General features: G+C 71.0%; 15 protein-coding genes. 3 read left to right on the forward strand and 12 right to left on the reverse strand.

All coding sequences use genetic code 11. The features are described 5' to 3' along the window. From JMJ55_RS17635 to JMJ55_RS17675, 9 genes are all read right to left on the reverse strand, one after another. Entirely contained in the window at positions 1-960 is a 960-nt protein-coding gene (locus tag JMJ55_RS17635) for a type II secretion system F family protein (protein WP_202826897.1), read from the reverse strand. Beyond that, positions 960-1,913, reverse strand: a complete 954-nt coding sequence (locus JMJ55_RS17640) for a type II secretion system F family protein (RefSeq protein WP_202826898.1) — start codon at positions 1,911-1,913, stop codon at positions 960-962. Before JMJ55_RS17640 ends, JMJ55_RS17635 begins: the two co-directional genes overlap by 1 nt. A gap of 2 nt (positions 1,914-1,915) precedes the next feature. After that, entirely contained in the window at positions 1,916-3,280 is a 1,365-nt protein-coding gene (locus JMJ55_RS17645; RefSeq protein ID WP_202826899.1) for a CpaF family protein, read from the reverse strand. Beyond that, complete coding sequence (locus JMJ55_RS17650) at positions 3,277-4,536, reverse strand: AAA family ATPase (protein WP_202826900.1); 1,260 nt, start codon at positions 4,534-4,536, stop codon at positions 3,277-3,279. The genes JMJ55_RS17645 and JMJ55_RS17650 overlap by 4 nt, the downstream gene beginning before the upstream one ends. Next, positions 4,526-4,834: a hypothetical protein gene (locus JMJ55_RS17655; RefSeq protein ID WP_202826901.1), complete on the reverse strand. Its 309-nt coding sequence runs from the start codon at positions 4,832-4,834 to the stop codon at positions 4,526-4,528. The genes JMJ55_RS17650 and JMJ55_RS17655 overlap by 11 nt, the downstream gene beginning before the upstream one ends. Next, positions 4,831-6,393 (reverse strand): type II and III secretion system protein family protein, encoded by a 1,563-nt coding sequence (locus JMJ55_RS17660; RefSeq protein WP_202826902.1) that lies wholly within the window; start codon positions 6,391-6,393, stop codon positions 4,831-4,833. Before JMJ55_RS17660 ends, JMJ55_RS17655 begins: the two co-directional genes overlap by 4 nt. Beyond that, positions 6,390-7,232, reverse strand: a complete 843-nt coding sequence (gene cpaB, locus JMJ55_RS17665; RefSeq protein WP_202826903.1) for a Flp pilus assembly protein CpaB — start codon at positions 7,230-7,232, stop codon at positions 6,390-6,392. The genes JMJ55_RS17660 and cpaB overlap by 4 nt, the downstream gene beginning before the upstream one ends. A 3-nt stretch (positions 7,233-7,235) precedes the next feature. Further along, positions 7,236-7,751, reverse strand: coding sequence for an A24 family peptidase (locus tag JMJ55_RS17670; RefSeq protein WP_202826904.1), 516 nt, complete (start codon positions 7,749-7,751; stop codon positions 7,236-7,238). 87 nt (positions 7,752-7,838) lie between these two features. Next, a complete protein-coding gene (locus tag JMJ55_RS17675) occupies positions 7,839-8,006 on the reverse strand; it encodes a hypothetical protein (RefSeq protein WP_202826905.1) in 168 nt (55 codons plus the stop codon). Positions 8,007-8,688: 682 nt separating this feature from the next. On the opposite strand from JMJ55_RS17675, the gene JMJ55_RS17680 reads away from it, so the two are divergent. The 3 genes from JMJ55_RS17680 (at position 8,689) to JMJ55_RS17690 (ending at position 18,759) form a co-directional block, all read left to right on the forward strand. Further along, on the forward strand, positions 8,689-9,711 hold the full coding sequence (locus tag JMJ55_RS17680; protein WP_202826906.1) for an isocitrate/isopropylmalate dehydrogenase family protein: 1,023 nt from the start codon (positions 8,689-8,691) through the stop codon (positions 9,709-9,711). 270 nt (positions 9,712-9,981) lie between these two features. Next, positions 9,982-16,257, forward strand: coding sequence for a HAMP domain-containing protein (locus tag JMJ55_RS17685; RefSeq protein ID WP_202826907.1), 6,276 nt, complete (start codon positions 9,982-9,984; stop codon positions 16,255-16,257). Positions 16,258-16,272: 15 nt separating this feature from the next. Then, positions 16,273-18,759, forward strand: a complete 2,487-nt coding sequence (locus JMJ55_RS17690; RefSeq protein ID WP_202826908.1) for a response regulator — start codon at positions 16,273-16,275, stop codon at positions 18,757-18,759. A 27-nt stretch (positions 18,760-18,786) separates the two neighbouring features. On the opposite strand, the gene JMJ55_RS17695 is transcribed toward JMJ55_RS17690, so the two are convergent. The 3 genes from JMJ55_RS17695 to JMJ55_RS17705 all read right to left on the reverse strand — a co-directional run bounded on the left by JMJ55_RS17695 (position 18,787) and on the right by JMJ55_RS17705 (position 23,511). Then, on the reverse strand, positions 18,787-22,431 hold the full coding sequence (locus tag JMJ55_RS17695; protein WP_202826909.1) for a DEAD/DEAH box helicase: 3,645 nt from the start codon (positions 22,429-22,431) through the stop codon (positions 18,787-18,789). A gap of 66 nt (positions 22,432-22,497) precedes the next feature. Beyond that, positions 22,498-23,031 (reverse strand): YciE/YciF ferroxidase family protein, encoded by a 534-nt coding sequence (locus tag JMJ55_RS17700; protein WP_202826910.1) that lies wholly within the window; start codon positions 23,029-23,031, stop codon positions 22,498-22,500. A 114-nt stretch (positions 23,032-23,145) separates the two neighbouring features. Then, positions 23,146-23,511, reverse strand: a complete 366-nt coding sequence (locus JMJ55_RS17705) for a hypothetical protein (protein WP_202826911.1) — start codon at positions 23,509-23,511, stop codon at positions 23,146-23,148. Positions 23,512-23,602: the final 91 nt, after the last annotated feature.

Consider the following 23,602-nt stretch of genomic DNA (forward strand, 5'->3'; position numbering starts at 1 on the left):
TCAGCCTCCGAAGGACTTGCCGATCTCGAGGATCGACGGGCCGAGCAGCGCGATGAAGAGCGCCGGCAGGATGAAGAGAATGAGGGGGGCGATCAGCATGGCCGGCAGGCGGATCGCCTTCTCCTCCAGCCGCAGCATGCGTTCCTGCCGCATCTCGGCGGCTAGGACCCGCAGCGCCTGGGCCAGCGGCGTGCCGTAGCGCAGCGTCTGCGACAGGGTGGAGCCGAGCCGCTTGAAGCCTTCGAGGTCGGTCCGCTCCGCCATCCGCTCCAGCGCCATGCGCCGGTCGGGCAGCATGCGAAGCTCCTGCAGCAGCGTGTTCAGCTCCCCGGCGATGGCGCGGTTGGATCCCTCCATCTCCCGCGCCACGCGGTCCAGCGCTGTCTCCAGCGCCAGCCCAGCCTCGGCCCCGACCACCAGCAGGTCGAGCGCATCCGGCAGGCCGCGCCGCAGCCTTTCCTGATAGGGCCGGCGCAGGCCGCCCAGCACCCAATTCGGCCCGAGCACGCCGAGCACCAGCCCGCCGATCCCGGCCAGGATGGTGTCCATCCCGTCATAGTCCCGCAGCCAGGCGAGGCCGAGTCCGCCCAGCGGCAGCGCCACCAGCGCCACCACCTTGGCGCCGAGGAAGAAGGGCACGGCGCGGCGGGCATCGAGCCCGGCCGCGGTCATGGCCCGGGCGAATTCCTCGATCTCCTTCGGGGAGACAACGGCGCTGTCGCGGAGCATCTGGCCGAGCCAGAGCAGCGGCCGGGCCAGGCGCGCGCCGAGGCCGGCGCCGGCCCGCGGCGCGGCGGCCCCCTGCAGTTCCGGCTGCAGCACGGATTGCAGCCGGCGGCCGAGATCCCCCTCCTCCGCGCCCTGGGCCAGCAGCGCCGCGGCCAGCAGGGCGAGGCCGATCGCTGCGCCTGCGGCGGCGGCGGCCAGCAGCAGCGTCTCGGCATCGGGCAGCGCCGGCATCAGTCGCGCCCCGCGCGGCGGATCAGCCAGCGCATGGTCAGCAGGCCGAGCAGCATCAGGCCGAGCCCGGTCATCGCCATGGTCTGGCCGGTCGGGCTGAGGAAGGCCTCGATATAGAAGGGCTGGATGAAGGACATGGCCAGCGCGGCGACGAAGGGCAGGATCACCAGCAGCCCCGCCTGCGCCTTGGCCTCGCCTGCCAGCGCCTTGGCGCGCTTCGCCATGGCCACGCGCTTGCGCACCATCTCGGCCAGGTTCTCCAGCGTCTCCGCCAGGCTGCCGCCGGTCTGCGACTGCAGGCCGAGGGTGACGGCGAGGAAGGCATATTCGGTCAGCCCGGTCCGTTCATGCAGCCGGACCAGCGCGGCATCGACCGGCCGGCCGATCGCCATGTCGCCGACCACGCGGGCGTATTCCTCCTTGCTGGGGGAGGGCATCTCGCGGCTGATGCTGCGCAGCGCCTCGGCCAGCGGCAGGCCGGCGCGGATGGCGCGGATCATCAGCCCGAGCGCATCGGGCAACTGCTGGAACACCGCGTCGCAATAGCGCCCGTGCTGCCAGCCGAAGATCAGGCGGGCGGCCAGCACGGCGCAGAGCGGCGCGGCGACGAAGCCAAGGACGGGGCCGAGCGGCCCGGCCGCCACCCAGCCCCCGCCGGCGCCGGCGCCGAGGCTGGCGGCCACCACCACCGGCCAGCCGATGATCTGCTCCTGCGGGATGTCGGGATTGTAGCGGATCAGCCGGAACAGGCGGAGCGAGAGGCCGCCATGCGTCGCGCCGCCCACCCGGATGCTGGGCAGCGCCGTCGCCGAGGCCGCGGGCTGCGTCCCGGCCAGATTCCGCACCCTCTCCCGCAGCACCCGGCCGGAGCCGCCATGGGCCAGGGCGAGTCCGCCGAGCAGCAGGGCGAGCAGCAGCATCACCCCGAGCACCAGGATCAGCGCCGGCGCCATCGTCAGGTGCCGCGCAAGGCATTCATCCAGGCCTCGCCGAGGCCGAAATAGTCGAGCCTCTCATAGAAGCCGGGACGGAGCGCGGGCGTGACCCAGCGGCCGCGGATGCGGCCGTTCTGGTCCTCGCCGCCATACTCGAAGGCGAAGACGTCGTTCATCGTCACCACCTCGCCCTCCAGCCCGCAGACCTCGGAGACCTGGAGGACGCGGCGGCCGCCATCGCGCATGCGCGCCACCTGGACGATAATATCGACGGCGCTGGCGATCTGGGTGCGGATGGCGCGGCTCGGCAGGCTGCTCTGGCCCATCTGCACCATGTTCTCGATGCGGATCACCGCGTCGCGCGTGGTGTTGGCGTGGACGGTGCAGTAGGACCCGTCATGGCCCGTATTCATGGCCTGGAGCATGTCGAAGGCCTCGGCGCCGCGGACCTCGCCGACGATGATGCGGTCGGGCCGCATCCGCAGCGCGTTCTTGATCAGGTCGCGCTGGGTGATCTCGCCGCGCCCTTCGAGATTGACCGGCCGCGTCTCCAGCCGCACCACATGCGGCTGCTGGAGCTGCAGCTCGGCCGCATCCTCGATGGTGACGATGCGCTCGCCATGGTCGATCAGCCGGCTCATCGCATTCATCATCGTGGTCTTGCCGGAGCCGGTGCCGCCGGAGATCACCACATTCAGCCGGCAGCGCGCCGCGATCTCAAGGATGCGGGCGACCGCGGGCGACATGGAGCCGCCGGCCACCATCCCCTCGAAATCCACCTTGCGCTTGGCGAATTTGCGGATGGAGATGCAGGCGCCGTCGATCGCCAGGGGCGGGAAGACGACATTGACCCGGCTGCCATCGGGCAGGCGGCAATCCACCAGCGGGCTGCTCTCATCGACCCGGCGGCCGACGCTCGCGGCCATCTTCTGGGCGATGGCGGCGAGCTGGGCGGCGCTGCGGAAGCGCACATGGGTCTGCTGCACCTTGCCGCGGACCTCGACGAAGACCCGCTCCGGCCCGTTCACCATGATGTCGCTGATGCTCTCGTCCTGCAGCAGCGGCTCCAGCGGGCCATAGCCGACCATGTCGTCGGCCATCTCCTCGGCAATGCGGGCCTGCTCGCGGGCGGAGATCTCGACCCGCTCGCGGTTGGCGATCTCATGCACCAGGGATTCGAGCTGGCCGCGCAGCGCCGCCGCCGGCAGCTCCGCGGCGACGACGGGATCGACCCGTTCCATCACCAGCTGCCGCAGCCGCTCGGTGGCGGGGCCGCGCCCCTCGGGCGGGGCCGGCAGGGCGGCGGGCTCCGGCGCTGCCGGTGGCGGCGGGGGTGGCGCCTCCGGCACCAGGGCGGGGCGGCGACCGAAGGCGCGGGGGATCATGGCGCGGCGCGGCCGAACAGCCGCCCGAACAGCGATCCGCCCTTCCGCTCGGCCGCGACGCCGCCGATCTCCTGCAGCAGCGGCGCCAGGGCGCGGCGCAGCACGGCACTCTCGCGCGAGGCGGGCTGGCCGAGATTGGCGGCGCGCGGCAGGTGGCGCGGCAGGTCGGGGATGGTGACATCCGGCGGGGCGCCGAGCCCCTCCTCCACCAGCTTCGGCTTCAGCCCGCCCGGCATGGTGGCGCGGTTCAGCACCATGGTGGCGCGCGCGGCGCCGCTGGCGGCGACCAGCCGGCGCAGCGCCAGCGCATCGCGCAGGCCGGCGATATCCGGCCCCAGCACCAGCACGCTGTGCCGCGCCGCCGCCAGCACCACCCGCTCCGCCGGGCCGGGCGGCATCGGCAGGTCCACCACGACGATGTTGAAGCGCTGCCGCAGTAGCGACAGCACGCCCTGCACCGCCGCCTCGGTCGGCTGCGGCATCGCCTCCATCGGCTCCTCTGCCGCGACCAGCCGCAGCCGGTCGGAGACGGGGATGCCGACGCGGTCGAGGAAGAGGGCATCGGCGCGGTCCGGCTGTTCCAGCGCTACCCGCAGCCCGCCACCGGGACGAAGGCCGAGCATCAGCCCGGCCGTGCCGCCGCGCAGATGCAGGTCGAGCAGTGCGACATGGCTGCGTCCCTGCTCTGCGAGCTGCACCGAGAGGTTCACCGCGAGGGTCGTGGCGCCGGCGCCGCCGCGCACGCCGCAGACCGCCACCACCTGGCTGCCGCGGCCGAGCGCCTCGGCCGCCGCCGCCGCGGCATCGCCGGCCAGATGCGGGCCGAAGAGCCGTGCCACCATGTCGCGCGTCAGCGGCTTGTGCAGGTATTCGGCGATGCCGAGTTCCCGCGTCAGGCGGCGGTAGAAGCCGATCTCGGTCCGGTCGCCGATCACCAGCACGCGGACATCGGGCATGCAGACCCCGGCCAGGGTCTCCAGCGCCTGCAAGGGTTCGTCAACGCCGGCGATATCGACCAGCAGGACGGATGGCGTCGCCTCCCGCTCCAGCAGGCGGGTCGCGGTGCGGATATCGCCGCGGCGGAATTCCAGCCGGCCGGCGGTATGCGGCAGGCCGCCGCGGAGCGCGGTCTCGCTGGCCTCATCGGCGACGAAGGCGAGGAAATCCGGCCGGTCTCCGTCCGGCGGCGGGGCCGGGCGCGCTGCGCCGCGGCCGGCATCCGCCATGTCGCGCGGGGTGGGGCGGTCAGCGTGCATCGCCGGCCCCCGGCAGCGGGGCCGGTGGCGCCATCGGCGGTGCCATGCCCACCTTGGCGGCCCGGCTGTCCGGCAACGGCCGCCGGCGATCGGTCTCGAGCAGGCGGATCGCCTGGCTGCCCGGCTGGCCGCGCTCGGTCCGGGCCGCGGCGCCGGCGATGGCGTGGCGCGGCTCGGCCAGCATCGCCTTGAGGTTGGCGTCGTTGGCGCCGGTCGCGCGCCAGGTGCCGGGCCGGTCGAAGTCGTTGCAGGCCGCCAGCGGCAGCAGCACGAGGAGGAGGGAAGGGCGGATGTTCATTCGAGGATGAATCCCGCATCGATGTTGCCGCGCGGCGGCGTGGCCGGCCGGCCGCGTGCGACCTGCCGGCGGAAGAGGACCCGGTCGAGATTGGTGGCTGGCTGGAAGCCGTCGGTCGGCGCCGCCAGGGCGCGGGGGTTGGAGACCGGACGGACCAGATAGGGCGTGATGATGATCACCAGCTCCGTCTCGCCACGGCGGAACCGGTCGGAGCGATACAGCGCCCCGATCACGGGTATGTCGCCCAGGCCGTTGAGGCCGCTATTCGTCAGGGTGGTGTTGCGCTGGAGCAGCCCGGCGATGGCGAAGCTCTGGCCACTGCCGAGTTCCACCGTCGTCTCCGCCCGGCGGACGGCGAGGGCCGGGATCTGCACCACGCCATTGCCGAGCGGCAGGCTGACGGCGCCGTTGGAGGAGAGCTCGCTCACCTCCGGCCGGACGCGCAGGTTCAGCCGCTCCGGCCCCAGCACGGTCGGCACGAAGGCCAGGCTGACGCCGAACTGCTTGTATTCGATGGTGATGCTGTTGTTCACCGAGCTGGCTGCGATCGGCACCGGGAATTCGCCGCCCGCCAGGAAGCTTGCCACCTCGCCCGACTGCGCGGTCAGGTTCGGCTCGGCCAGGATGGTGATGAGCTGGTCGGAGGCCAGCGCATCGACCACCGAGTTGATGTCGAAGCGGGAGGACCGGTAGCCGAGGCCGAGGCGGCCGACCTGCGCGTCGGTGCCGAAGGGCCGGCTGGTCAGTGCATTCAGCACGGTGCCGACGCCGCCGGTCTGCAGGCCGTAGATCAGGCCGCTGCCGCTATTGGCGATGTCCTGCCAGTTGAAGCCCAGCTCCCGGCTCACCTGGCGGGAGATCTCGGCGACCCGGACCCGCAGATTCACCTGGATCGAGGAGAGCAGGGAGAGGTCGTTGATCACCTCCCGCTCCTCGCCGCCATAGACGCGGGCGATCGCCTCGGCCCGCTGCGCCTCGGCCGCGCTCGGGACCTCGCCGCTGAGCAGCAGCCCGCGCGTGCCGGCGGCCGCGACCTGGACGCCCTCGGCACCGCGGACCATGCGGCGGATCATGCTCTGCACCGCGGCCGGGTTGGGCGGCGGGGTCGTGGCCGGCCCGGCCGGGGCGGCCGGCGCGGCGGCGGCCGGCGCCGGGGCTGCGGCGGCGCGGCCGGGCTGGACGGTGATATCGTATTCCACGACGGGCGTGCCATTCTCGGCCAGGGCGACGACCGTCGTGCGCCCCGCCGCCACCGCCATGACGAAGAGGCTGGTCGGCGAGGCCGGCTGGACACGGGCGATCCGCGGGTCGGATGCCATGACGGTGATGGCCGGGCCGGGCAGTTGCAGCAGCCGCCCGGCGCCCGCTTCCAGCAGGACCGGCACCGGCTGCCCCGTCGCGGCCGGCACCGCCGTCGGCGCCGCGCGCTGGGTGTCCTTCCGCGGCCAGGGCGGCACCTCCAGCGGATCGGCGCGGCGGGTCTGGCCGGCGGCGGGGCCGCCGAGGGCGAGGAGGCCGAGCGCGAGCAGGGCGACCGGGCTGGCGTGGCGGGCGCTCATCGAAAGATCACTTCCTGCTGCTCGTCGCCCTGGATGATCTTCATCCGGACCCCGTGGGAGATCGAGCGGGCCAGGGCGGGCGAGACATCGGCGCCGAAGACCGGGCTGCCGCCAGTGGCGATCTCGAGGCCAGGCTTCTCGATGGCGCGGACGGCCAGCGAGATGCGGCCGAGCCGGCTGGCGACGACGACGCGCTCCGCCTGCTCGGCTGTCACTTCCAGCGTCACGGTGCGGGCGACGCCGGGCGAGGTCTCGCCCGTATTGGCGCCGCGGGTGAAGAGCTGGTCCACGGCGATGACGCGGACATCGCTCAGGACGGTCTCGCCGACCACCCGCGTCGCCAGCGGCGCGTCATTCGCCGCCAGTTCCTGGGTGAGGATCAGGTCCACCTGGTCGCCGGGCCAGATCAGCCCGGCGGCGCCCGTCACCACATCGACGCCGACCGAGACGGCGCGCGAGCCCGGGCGCAGCACGGCGGCGAGGAAGCCGCGGTCGCGCGGGCGCAGCATATCGGCCCGGCGCAGCGGCATCCCCGGCTCGACATAGCGGCGCATCAGCGCGCCCTGGAGTTCGGCGCGGGTGGCGTCCGTGATCGCATCCTCGGGCGCCGCCTCGGGCGCCATCTCGCGCAGGGTGATGTCAGCGTCCTTCAGCAGGGTGCCGGCGGGCAGCGGGCGGCTGGCCAGGGCGACGGAGATGCGGGCCGGCGGCGGGGCCGGCGGTGCCTCGGCGACCGCAGCCGGCGCGGTGCGGCGTGGCGCGAGGAGCTGGTAGCCAAGCCCGCCCAGGCCGATGGCGCTGAGCATGAGGGAGAAGATGACCAGCAGGCGGAGATACATCGCCTAACCCTCCAGCAGCGCGAGCAACCCGCCGGCGGCGATGGCGACGCCATAGGGCAGGGGACCGCCGCGGCGGAGCCGCCAGGCCTCGACCGCCAGGACGCGCGCCAGCGGCGCGGCGGGGGAGGCCAAGGGGGCGGCCAAGGGCTGCCGCGGCGCCCGCCCGGCGAGCAGGACGCGGCCGGCGATATAGCCGAGGCCGAGCACCCCGCCGGCCAGGCTGGTGAACAACACGAAGTTCCAGGTGGTGGCGGGCGGCAGGCCGAGGGCGAGGGCGCCGGCCAGCTTGGCATCGCCGCCGCCGAGCCAGCCGCGCATGGCAAGGCCGAGCAGGACGAGGAAGAGCAGCAGCGCGGCAGGCAGCGCCTGGAACATGGCGGCGGGGCCGATCGCCAGGCGGCCCACGAGGCCGAGCAGAGCGATCAGCAGCACGATCCCGTCCGGGATGGTGCGGGTGGCGACGTCCCGCCCGGCGGCCAGGATCAGCAGCAAGCCGATCGCAAGCTTGGTCGCCATCATGGGAATGACCGTGTGTGCTTGCGCGTTGCAACCGGGGGCGGGGAACCGGCCCGGCCCGGGGCACGGGCCGGCCCTGCCACCGGCCGGTTAGAGGGCCAGGGTGGAGAAGACGGTGGAGAGGCGACCACCGAAGGCGATCGCCGCGGCGCCGACGGCGGCGACAATGCCGGTCGCCAGCACGGCGTATTCGGCGGCGGTGACGCCCTTGCGGCTCTGGAGGGCAGCGGCGGCGGAAGCGATCAGGCTGTGGATCATGACGCGGACCTTCCTGGTTGGGGTTGTCGGCTGGCCTCGCCCGGCGCTGTCTCATGCCCTGGGCTTGGTCGCCGATGGACACGCAAAAGTTGTTCGCGCTCCATGCACTACAACTTATGATAGATTTTAACGCCGAGTCAACGGACCAGAGAAGCGATACCGGTCCGGGCCTTACCGAGATCCTGCCGCCAGGATTTGGCGACAGGGCGTCTCACCGGAAGGCCAAGCGAGTTAAAGCACAGGTCGACGCAACTTAAGGTAGAGGTAAATTTGCCTGTCTCCCGTGCAGATCGCCTGAAAACAGATCTTGTTGCGGCGCGCAAAAGGCGGTTCATCCGCAGCTTAGGGGCGAAGGTTAAGGAACTGAGGTGATCCACAACCTGTGGTGGCGGATTTCTTCCGGCCATTGGTGTTGCGGTTGTGCTTCGACAAGATGCTGGATGGTCGGCTCTTTCCTTGGGTTCGTCTCAACAAGAGAGCCAGTCCGCGGTAGGCGAGCTTGGCGGTCCCCTGGCCCCGAACCGGCCCTCGGTCGCTATCGCCGCGGTCGCGACGACCTGCCACCGGCGCCGGTGATCGTGCCCGGATTCAAGGGCAGATGAGGTTGAGTATTTCCGCGAGGTCGCCATCCTGCTGCACCGCAGCGAACCGGTCCGCCGACCGGCGCCCCTGGAGCCAGCCCATGACGACGATCCCCGCGACCCTGATCCCCGGCGACGGCATCGGCCCCGAGATCATGGAGGCCGTCCTTGCCGTGCTGGAAGCGGCCGGCGCGCCCTTCGCCTGGGACCGGCAGCAGGGCGGGATGGCCGGCATCGAGCAGGGCGGCGATCCGCTGCCGCAGGCCACCCTCGACAGCATCGCCCGCACCCGGCTGGCGCTGAAGGGGCCGCTCACCACCCCGGTCGGCGGTGGTTTCCGCAGCGTCAATGTCCGCATGCGGGAGGCCTTCGGCCTTTATGCCAATCTCCGCCCGGTGCGGACCATGGTGAAGGGCGGCCGCTACGAGGATATCGACATCGTCCTGGTGCGGGAGAACCTGGAAGGCCTCTATGTCGCCTTCGAGCACTACATCGCCGTTGGCGACGACCCGCGCGCGGTCGCCATCTCCCAGGGCGTCAATACCCGCACCGAATGCGAGCGCATTGTCCGCTTCGCCTTCGGCTATGCCGTGCGCCACGGCCGGCGGAAGGTGACGCTGGTCCATAAGGCGAATGTGCTGAAGGCGCTGACCGGCCTCTTCCTCGAGGCCGGGCGGAAGGTGGCGAAGGAGTATGAGGGCCGGGTTGCCTGCGACGACCGCATCGTCGATGCCTGCGCCATGCAGCTGGTGCTGAAGCCGGAGCAGTTCGACGTCATTGTCACCACCAACCTGTTCGGCGACATCCTCTCGGACCAGCTGGCCGGACTGGTGGGCGGACTCGGCATGGCGCCCGGTGCCAATATCGGCCCCGACGCGGCGGTGTTCGAGGCGGTGCATGGCTCCGCGCCCGATATCGCCGGCAAGGGCATCGCCAACCCCCTGGCCCTGCTGCTGGCCGCCTGCCTCATGCTGGACCATGTGAACGAGGGCGCGAAGGCAACCGCGATCCGCGACGCCATCGCCCTGACACTGGAGACCGACCGGGTCCGCACGCGGGATCTGGGCGGCGAGGCCTCCACCATGGAATTCGCCGCGGCCGTCGTCCGTCGTCTGGACAAGTAGGGCCAGGATCGGGGACGGAGCAGCCGGTTCCATCACTTCGCCGTGCTGCATTGCGATCCTCGTTGCGCGGACGTGATGCAGCTCTACTACTGTCGGTTGTCGGAGCCTGGCTCCCCGCAACAGCGGGGCCAGAGCGGCATTGCCGATGGCAGGGACGAGGAAGAATGACGAACCCGCTCCGCATCGCCCCCTGCCGCCCAGCCATGCCCGCGCCCCGCGGCGCGTGCTGAACCGAATCCCCGCATCCCGATCAGGCCAAGGACCGTACCGATGCAGGCTACCGGCGATACGCTCGTCTTGAACGGCGCCCAGGCCCCGGCCCAGGGGATGGAAGCAGCCCAGCCGGAGGTCCTGAACAGCCTGCTCCAGGCCTTGCAGGCGGTGCGGGTCGGCGATTTCTCCGTCCGGCTGCCCGGCGACCAGCTCGGCCTCGCCGGCAAGATCGCCGATACCTTCAACGAGATCGTCGCCGCCAACCAGCGCATGGCACAGCAGCTGGAGAAGGTGGGCCATGTCGTCGGCCGGGAGGGCATGACCGGCAAGCGCGTGCAATTCGGCATGGCGGATGGCGCCTGGGGCGAGATGGAAGCCTCGGTCAATACCCTGATCGACGACCTGCTCTGGCCGACCACGGCGGTGACCCAGGCGGTGGCCGCGGTGGCGAAGGGCGACCTGCTGCAGACCGTGCAGCTGGATGTCGATGGCCGGCCGCTGAAGGGCGAATTCCTGCGCTCCGCCACCATCGTCAACACCATGATCAAGCAGCTCAGCGTCTTCACCTCCGAGGTGACGCGCGTGGCGCGCGAGGTGGGCACCGACGGCAAGCTCGGCGGCCAGGCCCAGGTGCGGGAGGTGACGGGCGTCTGGAAGGATCTGACGGAATCGGTCAATTCCATGGCCTCCAACCTGACGGCGCAGGTCCGCAACATCGCCGATGTCACCATCGCGGTGGCCAATGGCGACCTGTCGAAGAAGATCACCGTCGATGTGCGTGGCGAGATCCTGCAGCTGAAGGAAGCCATCAACACGATGGTCGATCAGCTGCGCTCCTTCGCTTCCGAGGTGACGCGCGTCGCGCGGGAGGTCGGCACGGAAGGCAAGCTGGGCGGGCAGGCGCTGGTGCCGGGCGTCGCCGGCACCTGGAAGGACCTGACCGATTCGGTGAACGCCATGTGCGGCAACCTGACGGCCCAGGTCCGCAATATCGCCCAGGTCACCACGGCCGTCGCGCGCGGCGATCTCAGCCGCAAGATCACCGTCGATGTGCGTGGCGAAATCCTGGAGCTGAAGGACACCATCAACACGATGGTCGATCAGCTCAATGGCTTCGCTTCCGAGGTGACGCGCGTGGCGCGCGAGGTCGGCACCGACGGGCGGCTCGGCGGACAGGCGCAGGTGCCGGGCGTGGCGGGCACCTGGAAGGACCTGACCGACAGCGTCAATTCCATGGCCGGCAACCTGACCGCCCAGGTCCGCAACATCGCCGAGGTGGCGACGGCGATCGCCGGCGGCGATCTCAGCCGCAAGATCACCGTGAACGTCTCCGGCGAGATTCTCCAGCTGAAGGAGACCATGAACACCATGGTCGACCAGCTGAACGCCTTTGCCGGCGAGGTGACGCGCGTGGCGCGCGAGGTCGGCACCGATGGCCGCCTCGGCGGGCAGGCCAATGTTCTGGGCGTCGCCGGCACCTGGAAGGACCTGACGGAATCGGTCAATTCCATGGCCTCCAACCTGACGGCGCAGGTCCGCAACATCGCCGAGGTCTCGACCGCCATCGCCAATGGCGACCTGTCGAAGAAGATCACCGTGGATGTGCGCGGCGAGATCCTCCAGCTGAAGGAGACGATCAACACCACCGTCGATCAGCTGAACGCCTTCGCCTCCGAAGTGACGCGCGTGGCGCGCGAGGTGGGCACGGAAGGCAAGCTCGGCGGCCAGGCGCAGGTGAAGGGCGTGGCCGGCACCTGGAAGGACCTGACGGATAGCGTCAATTCCATGGCCTCCAACCTGACGGCGCAAGTCCGCAACATCGCCGAAGTGGCGACGGCCGTGGCGCGCGGCGACCTGTCGAAGAAGATCACCGTGAATGTCAGCGGCGAAATCCTCCAGCTGAAGGAGACCATCAACACGATGGTCGACCAGCTGAACGCCTTCGCCGGCGAGGTGACGCGTGTGGCGCGCGAGGTCGGCACGGATGGGCGGCTGGGCGGCCAGGCGGTGGTGCCGGGCGTGGCGGGCACCTGGAAGGACCTGACGGAATCGGTCAATTCCATGGCCTCGAACCTTACGGGCCAGGTCCGCAACATCGCCGAGGTCGCCACCGCCATCGCCAATGGCGATCTCAGCCGCAAGATCACCGTCGATGTGCGTGGCGAGATCCTTCAGCTGAAGGAAACGCTGAACACCATGGTGGACCAGCTCAACCGCTTCGCCGGCGAGGTGACGCGGGTGGCGCGCGAAGTGGGCACCGAGGGCCGATTGGGCGGGCAGGCCAATGTCCCCGGCGTCGCCGGCACCTGGAAGGATCTGACCGACAACGTGAACTCCATGGCCGGCAACCTCACCGGCCAGGTGCGCAACATCGCCGAGGTCACCACGGCGGTGGCGCGCGGCGATCTCAGCCGCAAGATCACCGTGGATGTGAAGGGCGAGATCCTGGAGCTGAAGAACACCATCAATACGATGGTCGATCAGCTCAACGCCTTCGCCGGAGAGGTGACGCGCGTGGCGCGCGAGGTCGGCACGGAAGGCAAGCTCGGCGGCCAAGCCAATGTGCTCGGCGTGGCCGGCACCTGGAAGGACCTGACGGAGTCCGTCAACTTCATGGCCTCCAACCTCACCGGCCAGGTCCGCAACATCGCCGAGGTGGCGACGGCCATCGCCGGCGGCGACCTGTCGAAGAAGATCACCGTCGATGTGCGTGGCGAGATCCTGCAGCTGAAGGAAACCATCAACACGATGGTGGAGCAGCTCCGCTCCTTCGCCGGCGAGGTGACGCGGGTGGCGCGTGAGGTGGGTACCGAAGGCCGATTGGGCGGGCAGGCGGTGGTGCCGGGCGTGGCCGGTACCTGGAAGGACCTGACCGACAACGTCAACCTCCTCGCCGGCAACCTCACCACCCAGGTCCGCAACATCGCCGAGGTGACGACGGCGGTGGCGCGCGGCGATCTCAGCCGCAAGATCACCGTGGATGTGAAGGGTGAGATCCTGGAGCTGAAGAACACCATCAACACGATGGTCGATCAGCTCAACGCCTTCGCCTCCGAGGTGACGCGCGTGGCGCGCGAGGTCGGCACGGAGGGCAAGCTCGGCGGCCAGGCGCAGGTCTCGGGCGTCGCCGGCACCTGGAAGGACCTGACGGATACCGTCAACGTCATGGCTTCCAACCTGACGGAGCAGGTGCGTGGCATCGTCAAGGTGGTGACGGCGGTCGCCGGCGGCGACCTGAAGCAGAACCTGACGGTGAATTCCAAGGGCGAGGTCGCGGCGTTGGCCGAGACCATCAATAACATGACCAATACGCTGGCGACCTTCGCCGATCAGGTGACGACCGTCGCGCGCGAGGTGGGCGTGGAGGGCCGGCTCGGCGGCCAGGCGAATGTCCCGGGCGCCGCCGGCACCTGGAAGGACCTGACCGGCAACGTGAACCTGCTGGCCGCCAATCTCACTACCCAGGTCCGCGCCATCGCCGAGGTGGCGACCGCCGTCACCAAGGGCGACCTGACCCGCTCGATCCAGGTCGATGCGCGCGGCGAGGTGGCGGAGCTGAAGGACAACATCAACACGATGATCGAGAACCTGCGGCAGACCACCGACAGGAACACCGAACAGGACTGGCTGAAGACCAACCTCGCCCGGTTCACCAACATGCTCCAGGGCCAGCGCGACCTCGCCACCGTCGGCCGCATGCTGCTGTCGGAACTGGCGCCGCTGGTCAGCGCGCAGCAGGGCGTCATCTACCAGATCGGCGGCAGCCCGGAGCCGGAGCTGCGGCTGCTCTCGGCCTATGCCGATGACGATGTCAACGGCCATCCGGCGCGGCTGCGCCTGGGCGAGGGGCTGATCGGGCAGTGCGCCACCGATGCCCGCCGCAAGGTCATCACCGATGTCCCGCCCGAGGTGGTGCCCATCCGCTCCGGCCTGTTCCGCGCCGTGCCGCGCAGCATCATCGTCCTGCCCGTGCTGTTCGAGGGCCAGGTCAAGGCGGTGATCGAACTGGCCTCGCTGGCCGCCTTCACCGACCTCCAGCTCTCCTTCCTCGAACAGCTGACGGCCAGCATCGGCATCGTGCTGAACAGCATCGAGGCGACGATGCAGACCGAAGGCCTGCTGACCCAGTCGCAGCAGCTCGCGGCCGAGCTGCAGACCCAGCAGCGCGAGTTGCAGCAGACCAATGAGCAGCTGGAGCAGAAGGCGCAGCAGCTTGCCGAGCGCAATGTCGAGGTGGAGCGCAAGAACCAGGAGATCGAGCAGGCCCGCCGCGCGCTGGAGGAGAAGGCGACCGAGCTGGCCCTGACCTCCAAATACAAGTCCGAGTTCCTCGCCAACATGTCGCATGAGCTGCGGACGCCGCTGAACAGCATCCTGATCCTCGGCCAGCAGCTCGCCGATAATGCCGATGGCAATCTGAGCGGCCGGCAGGTGGAATTCGCCCGCACCATCCATGGCGCCGGCACCGACCTGCTGAACCTCATTAGCGACATCCTCGACCTGTCGAAGATCGAATCCGGCACCGTCTCGGTCGATGCCGAGGAGATCTACTTCTCCAACCTGCTGGAAATGATGGCCCGGCCCTTCCGGCATGAGGCCGAGGGGCGCGGCCTGTCCTTCGACATCCAGCTCGACCCGCGGCTGCCGCGCAGCATGATCACCGACAGCAAGCGGTTGCAGCAGGTGCTGAAGAACCTGCTCTCCAACGCCTTCAAATTCACCGAACATGGCGGCGTCCGCCTGACCGTGGCGCCGGCGGCGGATAGCTGGGCGGCGGACCATCCGGTGCTGAAGCACGCCCCGGCCGTCGTCGCCTTCGAGGTCTCGGATACCGGCATCGGCATCCCGCCCGAGAAGCAGAAGATCATCTTCGAAGCCTTCCAGCAGGCCGATGCCAGCACCAGCCGCAAATATGGCGGCACCGGCCTCGGCCTCGCCATCAGCCGCGAGCTGTCGAACCTGCTCGGCGGCGAGATCCAGCTGCGCAGCACGCCGGGCGCCGGCAGCACCTTCACCCTCTATCTGCCGCTGAAATATGCCGGTGCGCCGGCGCCCACGATCAGCCTGCCCCCGCGCAACCCGACCCAGGCCGGGGCGCGGCTGCTGACCGAACGCCCGCTGGAAGTGGTGCCGGACGACCGGGAGGTGATCCAGCCCGGGGATTCCATCCTGCTGGTGGTGGAGGACGACCAGCACTACGCCCGTGTCGTCGCCGACCTGGCGCGCGACAACGGCTTCAAGGTGCTGGTCGCCGGCCGCGGCGCCGATGCCCTGGCGCTGGCGCGCGAATACCGGCCGACCGCCGTCTCGCTGGATGTCTTCCTGCCTGATATGCTCGGCTGGACCGTGCTCAGCCAGCTCAAGCAGGATCCCGAGACGCGTCATATCCCGGTGCAGATCGTGACACTGGAGGAGGACCGGCAGCATGGCCTGGCGCGCGGCGCCTTCGCCTTCATGACCAAACCGACCTCGACCGAAGGCCTGACCGGCGCGCTCACCCGCATCAAGAATTTCGCCCAGCCGCGCCGGCGCCGCCTCCTCGTCGTCGAGGACAACCCGATGGAGCAGCTCAGCATTGCCGAGCTGCTGGGCCATGACGATGTCGATATCGAGATCGCCGATACCGGCGCCGGCGCCCTCGCCCTGCTGCGCGAACGGCCGGTGGACTGCATGGTCCTCGACCTCCGCCTGCCCGACATCTCGGGCTTCGAGGTGCTGCAGCAGATCAGCGCCGATGAGACGCTGCGCGACCTCCCCGTCGTCGTCTTCACCGGGCGGGAGCTCTCGCCGGAGGAGGATGCGCGGCTGCACGATGTCGCCCGCAGCGTGGTGGTGAAAGGCGTCGAATCGCCCGAGCGGCTGCTGGACGAGACGGCGCTCTTCCTCCATCGCATCGTCTCCGACCTGCCGCCGGCCAAGCAGCGCATGCTGGAGAGGCTGCACAGCTCGGACGAGGATCTGGTCGGCAGCACCGTGTTGCTGGTCGATGACGATGCGCGCAACATCTTCGCCCTCAGCTCCGTCCTCGAGCGGCGCGGCATGCGGGTGCTGACCGCGACCACGGGCAGCGAGGCGATCTCGCTGCTCGGCTCCGTCTCCAATGTGGCGATCGTGCTGATGGACATCATGATGCCGGGGATGGATGGCTACGAGACGATCCAGGTCATCCGCTCCGACCCGCAATTCCGCCGGCTGCCGATCATCGCCCTCACCGCCAAGGCGATGAAGGGCGACCGGGAGAAGTGCCTGGAAGCCGGCGCCTCCGACTACCTCGCCAAGCCGGTGAATACCGAACAGCTCCTCTCCGCCCTGCGGATGTGGCTGCACCGGTAGCCGATGGAGCCCGCGATGAGCGCCGAGGAGCCGGTCAACATCCTCCTGGTCGATGACCAGCCGGCCAAGCTGCTGAGCTACGAGGCCATCCTGGCCGGCCTCGGCGAGAGGCTGATCCGCGCCAATTCGGCGCGGGAGGCGCTCGACAAGCTGCTGCGCAACGACATCGCCCTGATCCTGATCGATGTCGTGATGCCGGATCTCGACGGGTTCGAACTGGCCACGATGATCCGCGAGCATCCGCGCTTCGAGCGGACCGCCATCATCTTCGTCTCCGCCGTGCATATGACCGATCTCGACCGGCTGCGCGGCTATGAGGTCGGGGCGGTGGATTATGTCCCTGTCCCGGTGGTGCCGGACCTGCTGCGGGCCAAGGTTCGCGTCTTCGCCGATCTCCACCGCAAGACCCGCCAGCTGGAGCGGCTGAATGCCGAGCTGGAGCGGCGCGTCGCCGCCCGCACCGCCGCGCTGGAAGCCTCGACCGAGCGGCTGCGGCAGAGCGAGCAGCGCCGCAGCCTGGCCCTGGCCGCGGGCCATATGGGCTCCTGGGAATGGGACCTGGCGAGCGGGTGGCAGATCTGGGACGAGGGCCAGCACCGCATCTTCGGCACCGATCCGGCCGGCGCGGCACCCACGGCCGAGGCGGCGCTCGGCATGCTGCATCCCGACGACCGCGACCGCTACCGCAGCCTGGTCGCCGAGGCGGTCGAGGCAGGGCATGCCTTCGATGCCGAATTCCGCATCCAGCGGCCGGATGGGGCGCTGCGCTGGTGCGTGGTGGGCGGCGCGCCGGCGCTGGACGGCGCCGGCCGCCCGGTGCGGATCAGCGGCGTGACTCATGACATCACCGGCCGCAAGGTGGCCGAGATGGCGCTCGCTGAGAGCGAGGAGCGCCTCCGCATCGCCCAGGAGACCAGCGGGATCGGCATCTGGGACTGGGACATCCTGGCGGAACGGGTGATCTTCACCGGCGATGCCTATCGCCACTGGGGCCTCTCGACCCGACCGGGGGAGAACCATACCGAGCTCTTCCAGCGCATCGTCCACCCCGAGGACCAGGCGCGCGTCTGGGCGGAGCTGCAGGCGGCGCTGCGGGGCGACCGGCCCTATGCGGTGGAATTCCGCATCCGCAACACCGAAGGCGGCATCCGCTGGCTGGCCGGGCAGGGCGAGGTCATCCGCGACGCCACGGGCCGGCCGGTGCGCATGATCGGCACCGATATCGACATCACCGAACGCCGCCGCACCGCCGAGATCCTGGCCGAGGCCAATCAGGAACTGGAGCGCCGGGTCGAGGAGCGCACGCGGGAGCGGGAGGCGGCGCTCGCCCAGGTGCATGAGATGCAGAAGCTGGAAAGCCTCGGCCAGCTCACCGGCGGCGTGGCGCACGATTTCAACAACCTGCTGATGGCCATGCTCGGCAACCTCAACCTGCTGCGCAAGCGGCTGCCGGAGGAGCCGCGGGCGATGCGGCTGATCGATGGCGCGATCCAGGCGGCGGAGCGCGGCGCAACGCTGACCAAGCGCATGCTCGCCTTCGCCCGGCGGCAGGAGCTGAAGCCGAAGGCGGTGCAGGTGGTCCGGCTGGTCGATGGCATGGCCGATCTGCTGCGCCGTTCGCTCGGCCCCACCATCACCATCCGCACCGAATTCCCGCAGGACCTGCCGCGGGCCCGGGTCGATCCGAACCAGCTCGAGCTGGCGCTGCTCAATCTTTCGGTCAATGCGCGGGATGCGATGCCGGGGGGCGGTACGGTCACCATCTCGGCCCGGCCGGTATCCGTCGCGGAGGCACAGCAGGGGTTGCGGCCGGGGGCCTATATCCGCATCGCCGTCGCCGATACCGGCCTCGGCATGGACGAGGCGACTCTGAAGCGCGCGACCGAGCCCTTCTTCACCACCAAGGGCGTCGGCAAGGGCACCGGCCTCGGCCTGTCCATGGTGCATGGGCTGGCGGCGCAATCCGGCGGGGTGATGAGCATCACCAGCGCGCCCGGCAGCGGGACGGAGGTGGAGCTCTGGCTGCCGGTGGCGGAGGAGCAGTCAGTGCCCGCCGAACAGCCGGCATCGCGCCCGGCCGAGGCCTCCGGGGGTGCGGCCCTGCGGCCCTGCCGCGTGCTGATGGTGGATGACGACCCGCTGATCCGTGCCGGCACCGCCGACATGCTGGAGGATCTCGGCCATACCGTGATCGAGGCGGCCTCCGCCGCGCGGGCGCTGGAGGCGCTGCGCGCCGGCTCCGAGGTCGACCTGGTCGTCACCGACCATGCCATGCCCGGCATGACCGGGCTGGAGCTGGCCCGGCGGATCGAGGAATCCTGGCCCGGCCTGCCGGTGATGATCGCCACCGGCTATGCCGACCTGCCGGAGGCGGAATTCGGCGACCGCCCGCGCCTGGCCAAGCCCTACCGGCAGGAGGAGCTGGCGGCGGCGATGGAGCGGCTGCTGGACCGCCGCCTGCCCGGCAATGTCGTGCCGATCGAGGCCGCCCGCCGGGCCTGAGTCCCGGGCGGGCGGTTCAGGGCTGGTTCAGACCAGCCCCTGCTTGTCCGGGTTCACGGGCTTGTCCTCGCGCAGCTCCCGCTTCCGGCGGCGGAGCTGCTTCGCCACATGTTCCAGCGCCTCGTTGAAGGCGATCGGCGCCTCGGCCGCCTCGGCGGAGCCGTCGAAGAACAGGTTCTTCCCGGCATGGACCCGCACGGAGCAGGAGAAGCCGCCATGCCCGGTGCGGGAGAAGCGCGCCGTCATGTCCTCGGCGCCCAGATATTTCTCCGCCACCCCCATCAGCTTGTCGGTCACATGCGTCCGCAATGCCTCGCCGACATCCATCTGATGGCCGTGGATGGCGATGTTCGGGCTGTCCGCCGCCTGGTTGTCCTCGGGGCGCATTCCTGTCCCTTTCCCGCTTTGTGGTGCCCGGGGCGAACGCCCCTTGGCCGGACCCGTTGCAGGACGGTGCGGAGCCGAAGCGGCCTTGGCGCGGGACCGGGCGAGGGAGGCGAGCAGCGCCTCCGCCGTCGCCAGCCGCTCCTCGGGCGTCGTGCTCGGCCGGCGCAGCAGCAGGCGCTTCCCCGGCCCGCGCGGCGTCGCCGCCGCCGCATTCGGCCCGACCTCCAGCCGTTCGATGCCGAAGCGCCGACAGCGCGCCGCGATCCGCGCCAGGGCGAAGAGATTGGCGAGCGGCGCCGGCGCCGGGCCGAAGCGGTCCTCGATCTCGTCCTCCAGCGCCTCCACCGCCGCCGCATCACCGGCGCGGAGGATGCCGGCCAGCCGGCCATGCAGCCCGACCCGCAGCGCCTCCTCCGGCACATGCTCCTCCGGCACATAGGCATCGACGCCGATGGCGAGGCCCGGGCTCCAGGCCTCCGGCGGCGCCTTGCCGCGGGCCATGGCCAGGGCGCGGTCCAGCAGGTGGCGGTACAGCTCCAGCCCGACCAGCTTCAGATGCCCCGCCTGCTCCTCGCCCAGCAGGTCGCCGGCGCCGCGGAGGTCGAGGTCGCGGGCGCTGATGGCGAAGCCGGCGCCGACCCGGTCGAGCGCCTCCAGCATGGCGAGCCGGCGATCGGTCGCCGCGCCGATCCGCGCCTGGGGGTCGGTCAGCAGGTAGATCACGCCGCGCACCCGCCCGCGCCCGACCCGGCCGCGCAGCTGGTGCAGCTGCGCCAGGCCGAAGCGGTCGGCGCGGCAGACCAGCATGGTATTGGCCCGCGGCACGTCGAGCCCCGCCTCGACGATATTGGTCGAGAGCAGGACATCGCCCTCGCCCTCGGCGAAGCGCACCATGGCGGCATCGACATCGGCCGCCGGCATCCCGCCATGCGCCTCGATCAGGGTGAGGTCCGGCACCAGCGCCGCCAGCCGCTCCCGCATCGGCGCGATGTCCTCGATGCGCGGGCAGACGCAGAAGCTCTGCCCGCCGCGCCGCGCCTCCCGCCGCAGGGCGCCGGCGAGCAGCGCATCCTCGATCGGCGCCCGGAGCGTCCGCACCGGCTGGCGCCGGGCCGGCGGGGTGGCGATGACGCTCAGCTCCCGCAGCCCGACCAGCGCCGCCTGCAGGGTGCGCGGGATGGGCGTCGCCGTCAGGGTCAGCATGTGCATCCCCTCGGCATGGCCGAGGCGCTTCAGCTGCTCCTTCTGCGCCGCGCCGAAGCGCTGCTCCTCATCGACGATCAGCAGGCCGAGGTCGCGGAAGCGGATGCCGCGCGCCGCCAGCGCCTGGGTGCCGATGGCGATCGCCACCTCCCCCCGCGCCAGGGCGGCCTTGATTGCCCGCGCCTCCCCCGGCGGCGTCAGGCGGGACAGCGCCTCGATCCGGAGGCCGAAGCCTTCGAAGCGGCGGCGGAAGCTCTCCAGATGCTGCCGCACCAGGACGGTGGTCGGCGCCAGCAGCGCCACCTGCTTGCCCGAGAATGCCGCCGCGGCGGCGGCCCGCAGCGCCACCTCGGTCTTGCCGAAGCCGACATCGCCGCAGACCAGCCGGTCCATCGGCCGGCCGGAGGCGAGGTCGCCCAGCACGGCCGTGGAGGCCGCCGCCTGGTCCTCGGTCAGCTCATAGGGGAAGCGGGCGGCGAGGCGGGTGTATTCCTCGGTCGGCGGCCGCAGCATCGGGGCGCGCGCCGTCTCCCGGGCCCGCACCAGGGCGAGCAGGGCCCTGGCGCTCTCGGCGACCGCTGCCTCGGCCTCCGCCCGCCGCTTCGGCCAGGCCTCGCCACCCAGCCGGTCGAGCGAAAGCCCCTCCGCCTCCGCGCCATAGCGCCAGATCCGGTCCAGCTCGTCGAAGGGCACGATCTGCGTGGCATCGGCATAGCGCAGGCGGAGGCAATCCAGCTGCGCCTCCCCGGTATCGACCCGCTCCACGCCTTCCAGCGCGCCGAGCCCGTGGTCGAGATGGATCACCGCATCGCCCGGCTGCAACCGCGCGCTGGCGGCGAAAAGGGCGGCGGCGCCGCGATCCGTGCCGGCCTCGCTGCTGGGGCGGATGGTGGCATAGGGCACCACCACCGCCGCCTCGCTCTCGAAGCCCGGCACCTCCGCCGGCAGCAGGGCGATGCTGCCGGGTGACGCCGCCAGCAGCGCCGGCCAATCGGTCGCCGTCACCACTTCGCCCAGCCGCCGGGCCAGGCGCCGCGCCCCACGTCCCCACCCGCCGGCGATGGCGATGCGCCGCCCGGCCTCGCGCTGCGCCTCGGCATAGGCGACGAAGGCGTCCTCGGGATCCTCCTCCTCGATGAAGCGCGGCGGCAGGGCGGGCGGGCCATCCGGCGCCGCGATCCGCCCGACCTCGTGGCCGGCGAGGGAGGCGTCCCAGGCGGCCTCATCCAGATAGAGCTGGTCGGGTGGCGGCAGGGGCTGCTCGCCCGCGGGCGCGAGGGTGATGCGGGTGCGGAAGGCTTCCGCCACCTCGGCCCGGCGCTGCGCCAGCGCCGCCTCGGCCCCGTCATCCAGCAGCACCGCCGCCGCCGGCAGCAGGTCGAGCGGCGCCATCAATGCCTCGGCATGGGCCGTCAGCGCATGTTCCAGCCCGGGCGGCCGCGCCTCCAGCAGCGGATCGTCCTCGGCCAGCACCACCTCCGAGGCGGGGCCGATCTCCAGCGCCTCGGCCGCCTCATCCGTGCTGCGCTGGGTCACGATGTCGAAGCGCTGGATGCCGGCGATGCGGCCCTCCTCCAGCCGCAGCCGCCAGGCAGCCTTGCCGGCCGGGGGCCAGAGATCGACCACCTCGCCATGCAGCGCCGCCTCGCCGGGCTCGTCCACCCGCTCATCCAATAGGTAGCCGAGCCGGAGCAGGTCCCGTTGCAGCGCGGCAGGATCGGGCGCATCGCCGAGGGCCAGGCGCAGCCCCCTTGGCGGGCGCGGCAGGCGCTGGCTCGCTGCCTCTGCCGAGGCGATCAGCAGCCGTGCCCCCGCCTCCGCCAAGCCGGCGGCGAGCACCATTCGCGCGCCCATGACGGCGCGGGAGGGTGAGACCCGGTCATAGGGGAGGCAATCCCAGCCCGGAAGCAGCAGCACCGCAGTACCGTCAGGTGCCAAGGCCCGTGCCGCGCGGTGCAGCCGTGCCGCGCGCCCTTCGCTGCGGGTGACAAGAACGAGGCCAGCCTCACCAGCCGCCAGCATGGCCTCGACGAGGCGCGCCGCGAGCAGGCCTTCCGGCTCGGCGATCAGCCCTGGCGGCACGTGTCGTCCACCAGGGCCGGCTTGGTCAAGGCGGGGCAGCGGCCCCGTCCGCCCGGTCGCAAAGGGTCAGGCCGCGCCGCGCGAGCCGCCCAGTTGCTCATTCGCCGGCAGGGTCTGCAGCGCCGCTGGGTTGACCTCGCTCTCGGCGATGGTGGTCAGCAACTCATCCGTGTCCTTCTCCTCCTTCAGGGTCTGGGAGAGCAGGTCCACGGCCTTGGTCTGGCCCATCGACTTCAGCATCGAGCAGAGCGTGCCATAGGCCGCCATCTCGTAATGCTCGACCTTCTGGGCGGCACCGATCAGCGCGGCGTCCAGCACCGGCCCGGCCTCCAGCTCCTCCATCAGGTCGTCGCTTTCCTCGACCAGGCCTTCCATCGCGGCGCAGGTCTCGCCATCCGGCTCAATGCCGAGCATCTGGCAGACCTCTTCCAGCCGCTCCACTTGGCGCTCGGTCTGCTCGCGGTGCTCGCGGAAGGCCTGCTTCAGCTTGGGGGAGGTGGCAGCTTCCTCCAGCTCCGGGAGGGCGGCAAGGATCTGGTTCTCGGCGCTGTAGGTGTCCTGCAGGGATAGTTCGAGCAGGTCCTTGATCGTATCCGCCATGGTGGCGCTCCTCCGGACATCGGCCGCGAGGACTCGCGGCGCGGGGCAGGAACGGAGGCGGACGGGGCGCGGTTGCCGATGCCGGGCGGAACGTCACGCTTCGGTCGCGGCCGGTCAGCCCAGGCCGACGACCCGATAGGCGAAGTCCACCCCGTTCGGCTCCTGGATGGTGACATATTCGCCGGGGCGGAGCTGGCCGGCATGGCGGATCAGCGCATGCAGCGGGGCATCCGCCGCATCCCCGTCGGCCGGGAAGAAGCGCAGCGACCAGCCGGTATGCTCGTCCCATTGCACATCGCCCTGGCGCGGCGGCGCCCCGCGCGTGACCCGAGTCGCCGGCCAGGGGTTGGGATCGGTCAGCCAGGCATCGGGGTCCAGATGGCCGCCCGGCGTCAGCGTCGCGACCATCTCGTAGCGGTGGTCGGCGCTGCCCTGCGGGTAGCCGGGGCCATTGGCCATCACCAGGGTCACCAGGGGCATCGGCGGCTCGAACCTCCATCCGGAAGGGCAGTCACACGCAACGTCCCCGGACCGGGCTGGTTCATGACCCCCGTACCAACCCGCACCACCG

The organism is Belnapia mucosa (assembly GCF_016775475.1).
GTDB classification, from domain to species: domain Bacteria; phylum Pseudomonadota; class Alphaproteobacteria; order Acetobacterales; family Acetobacteraceae; genus Belnapia; species Belnapia mucosa.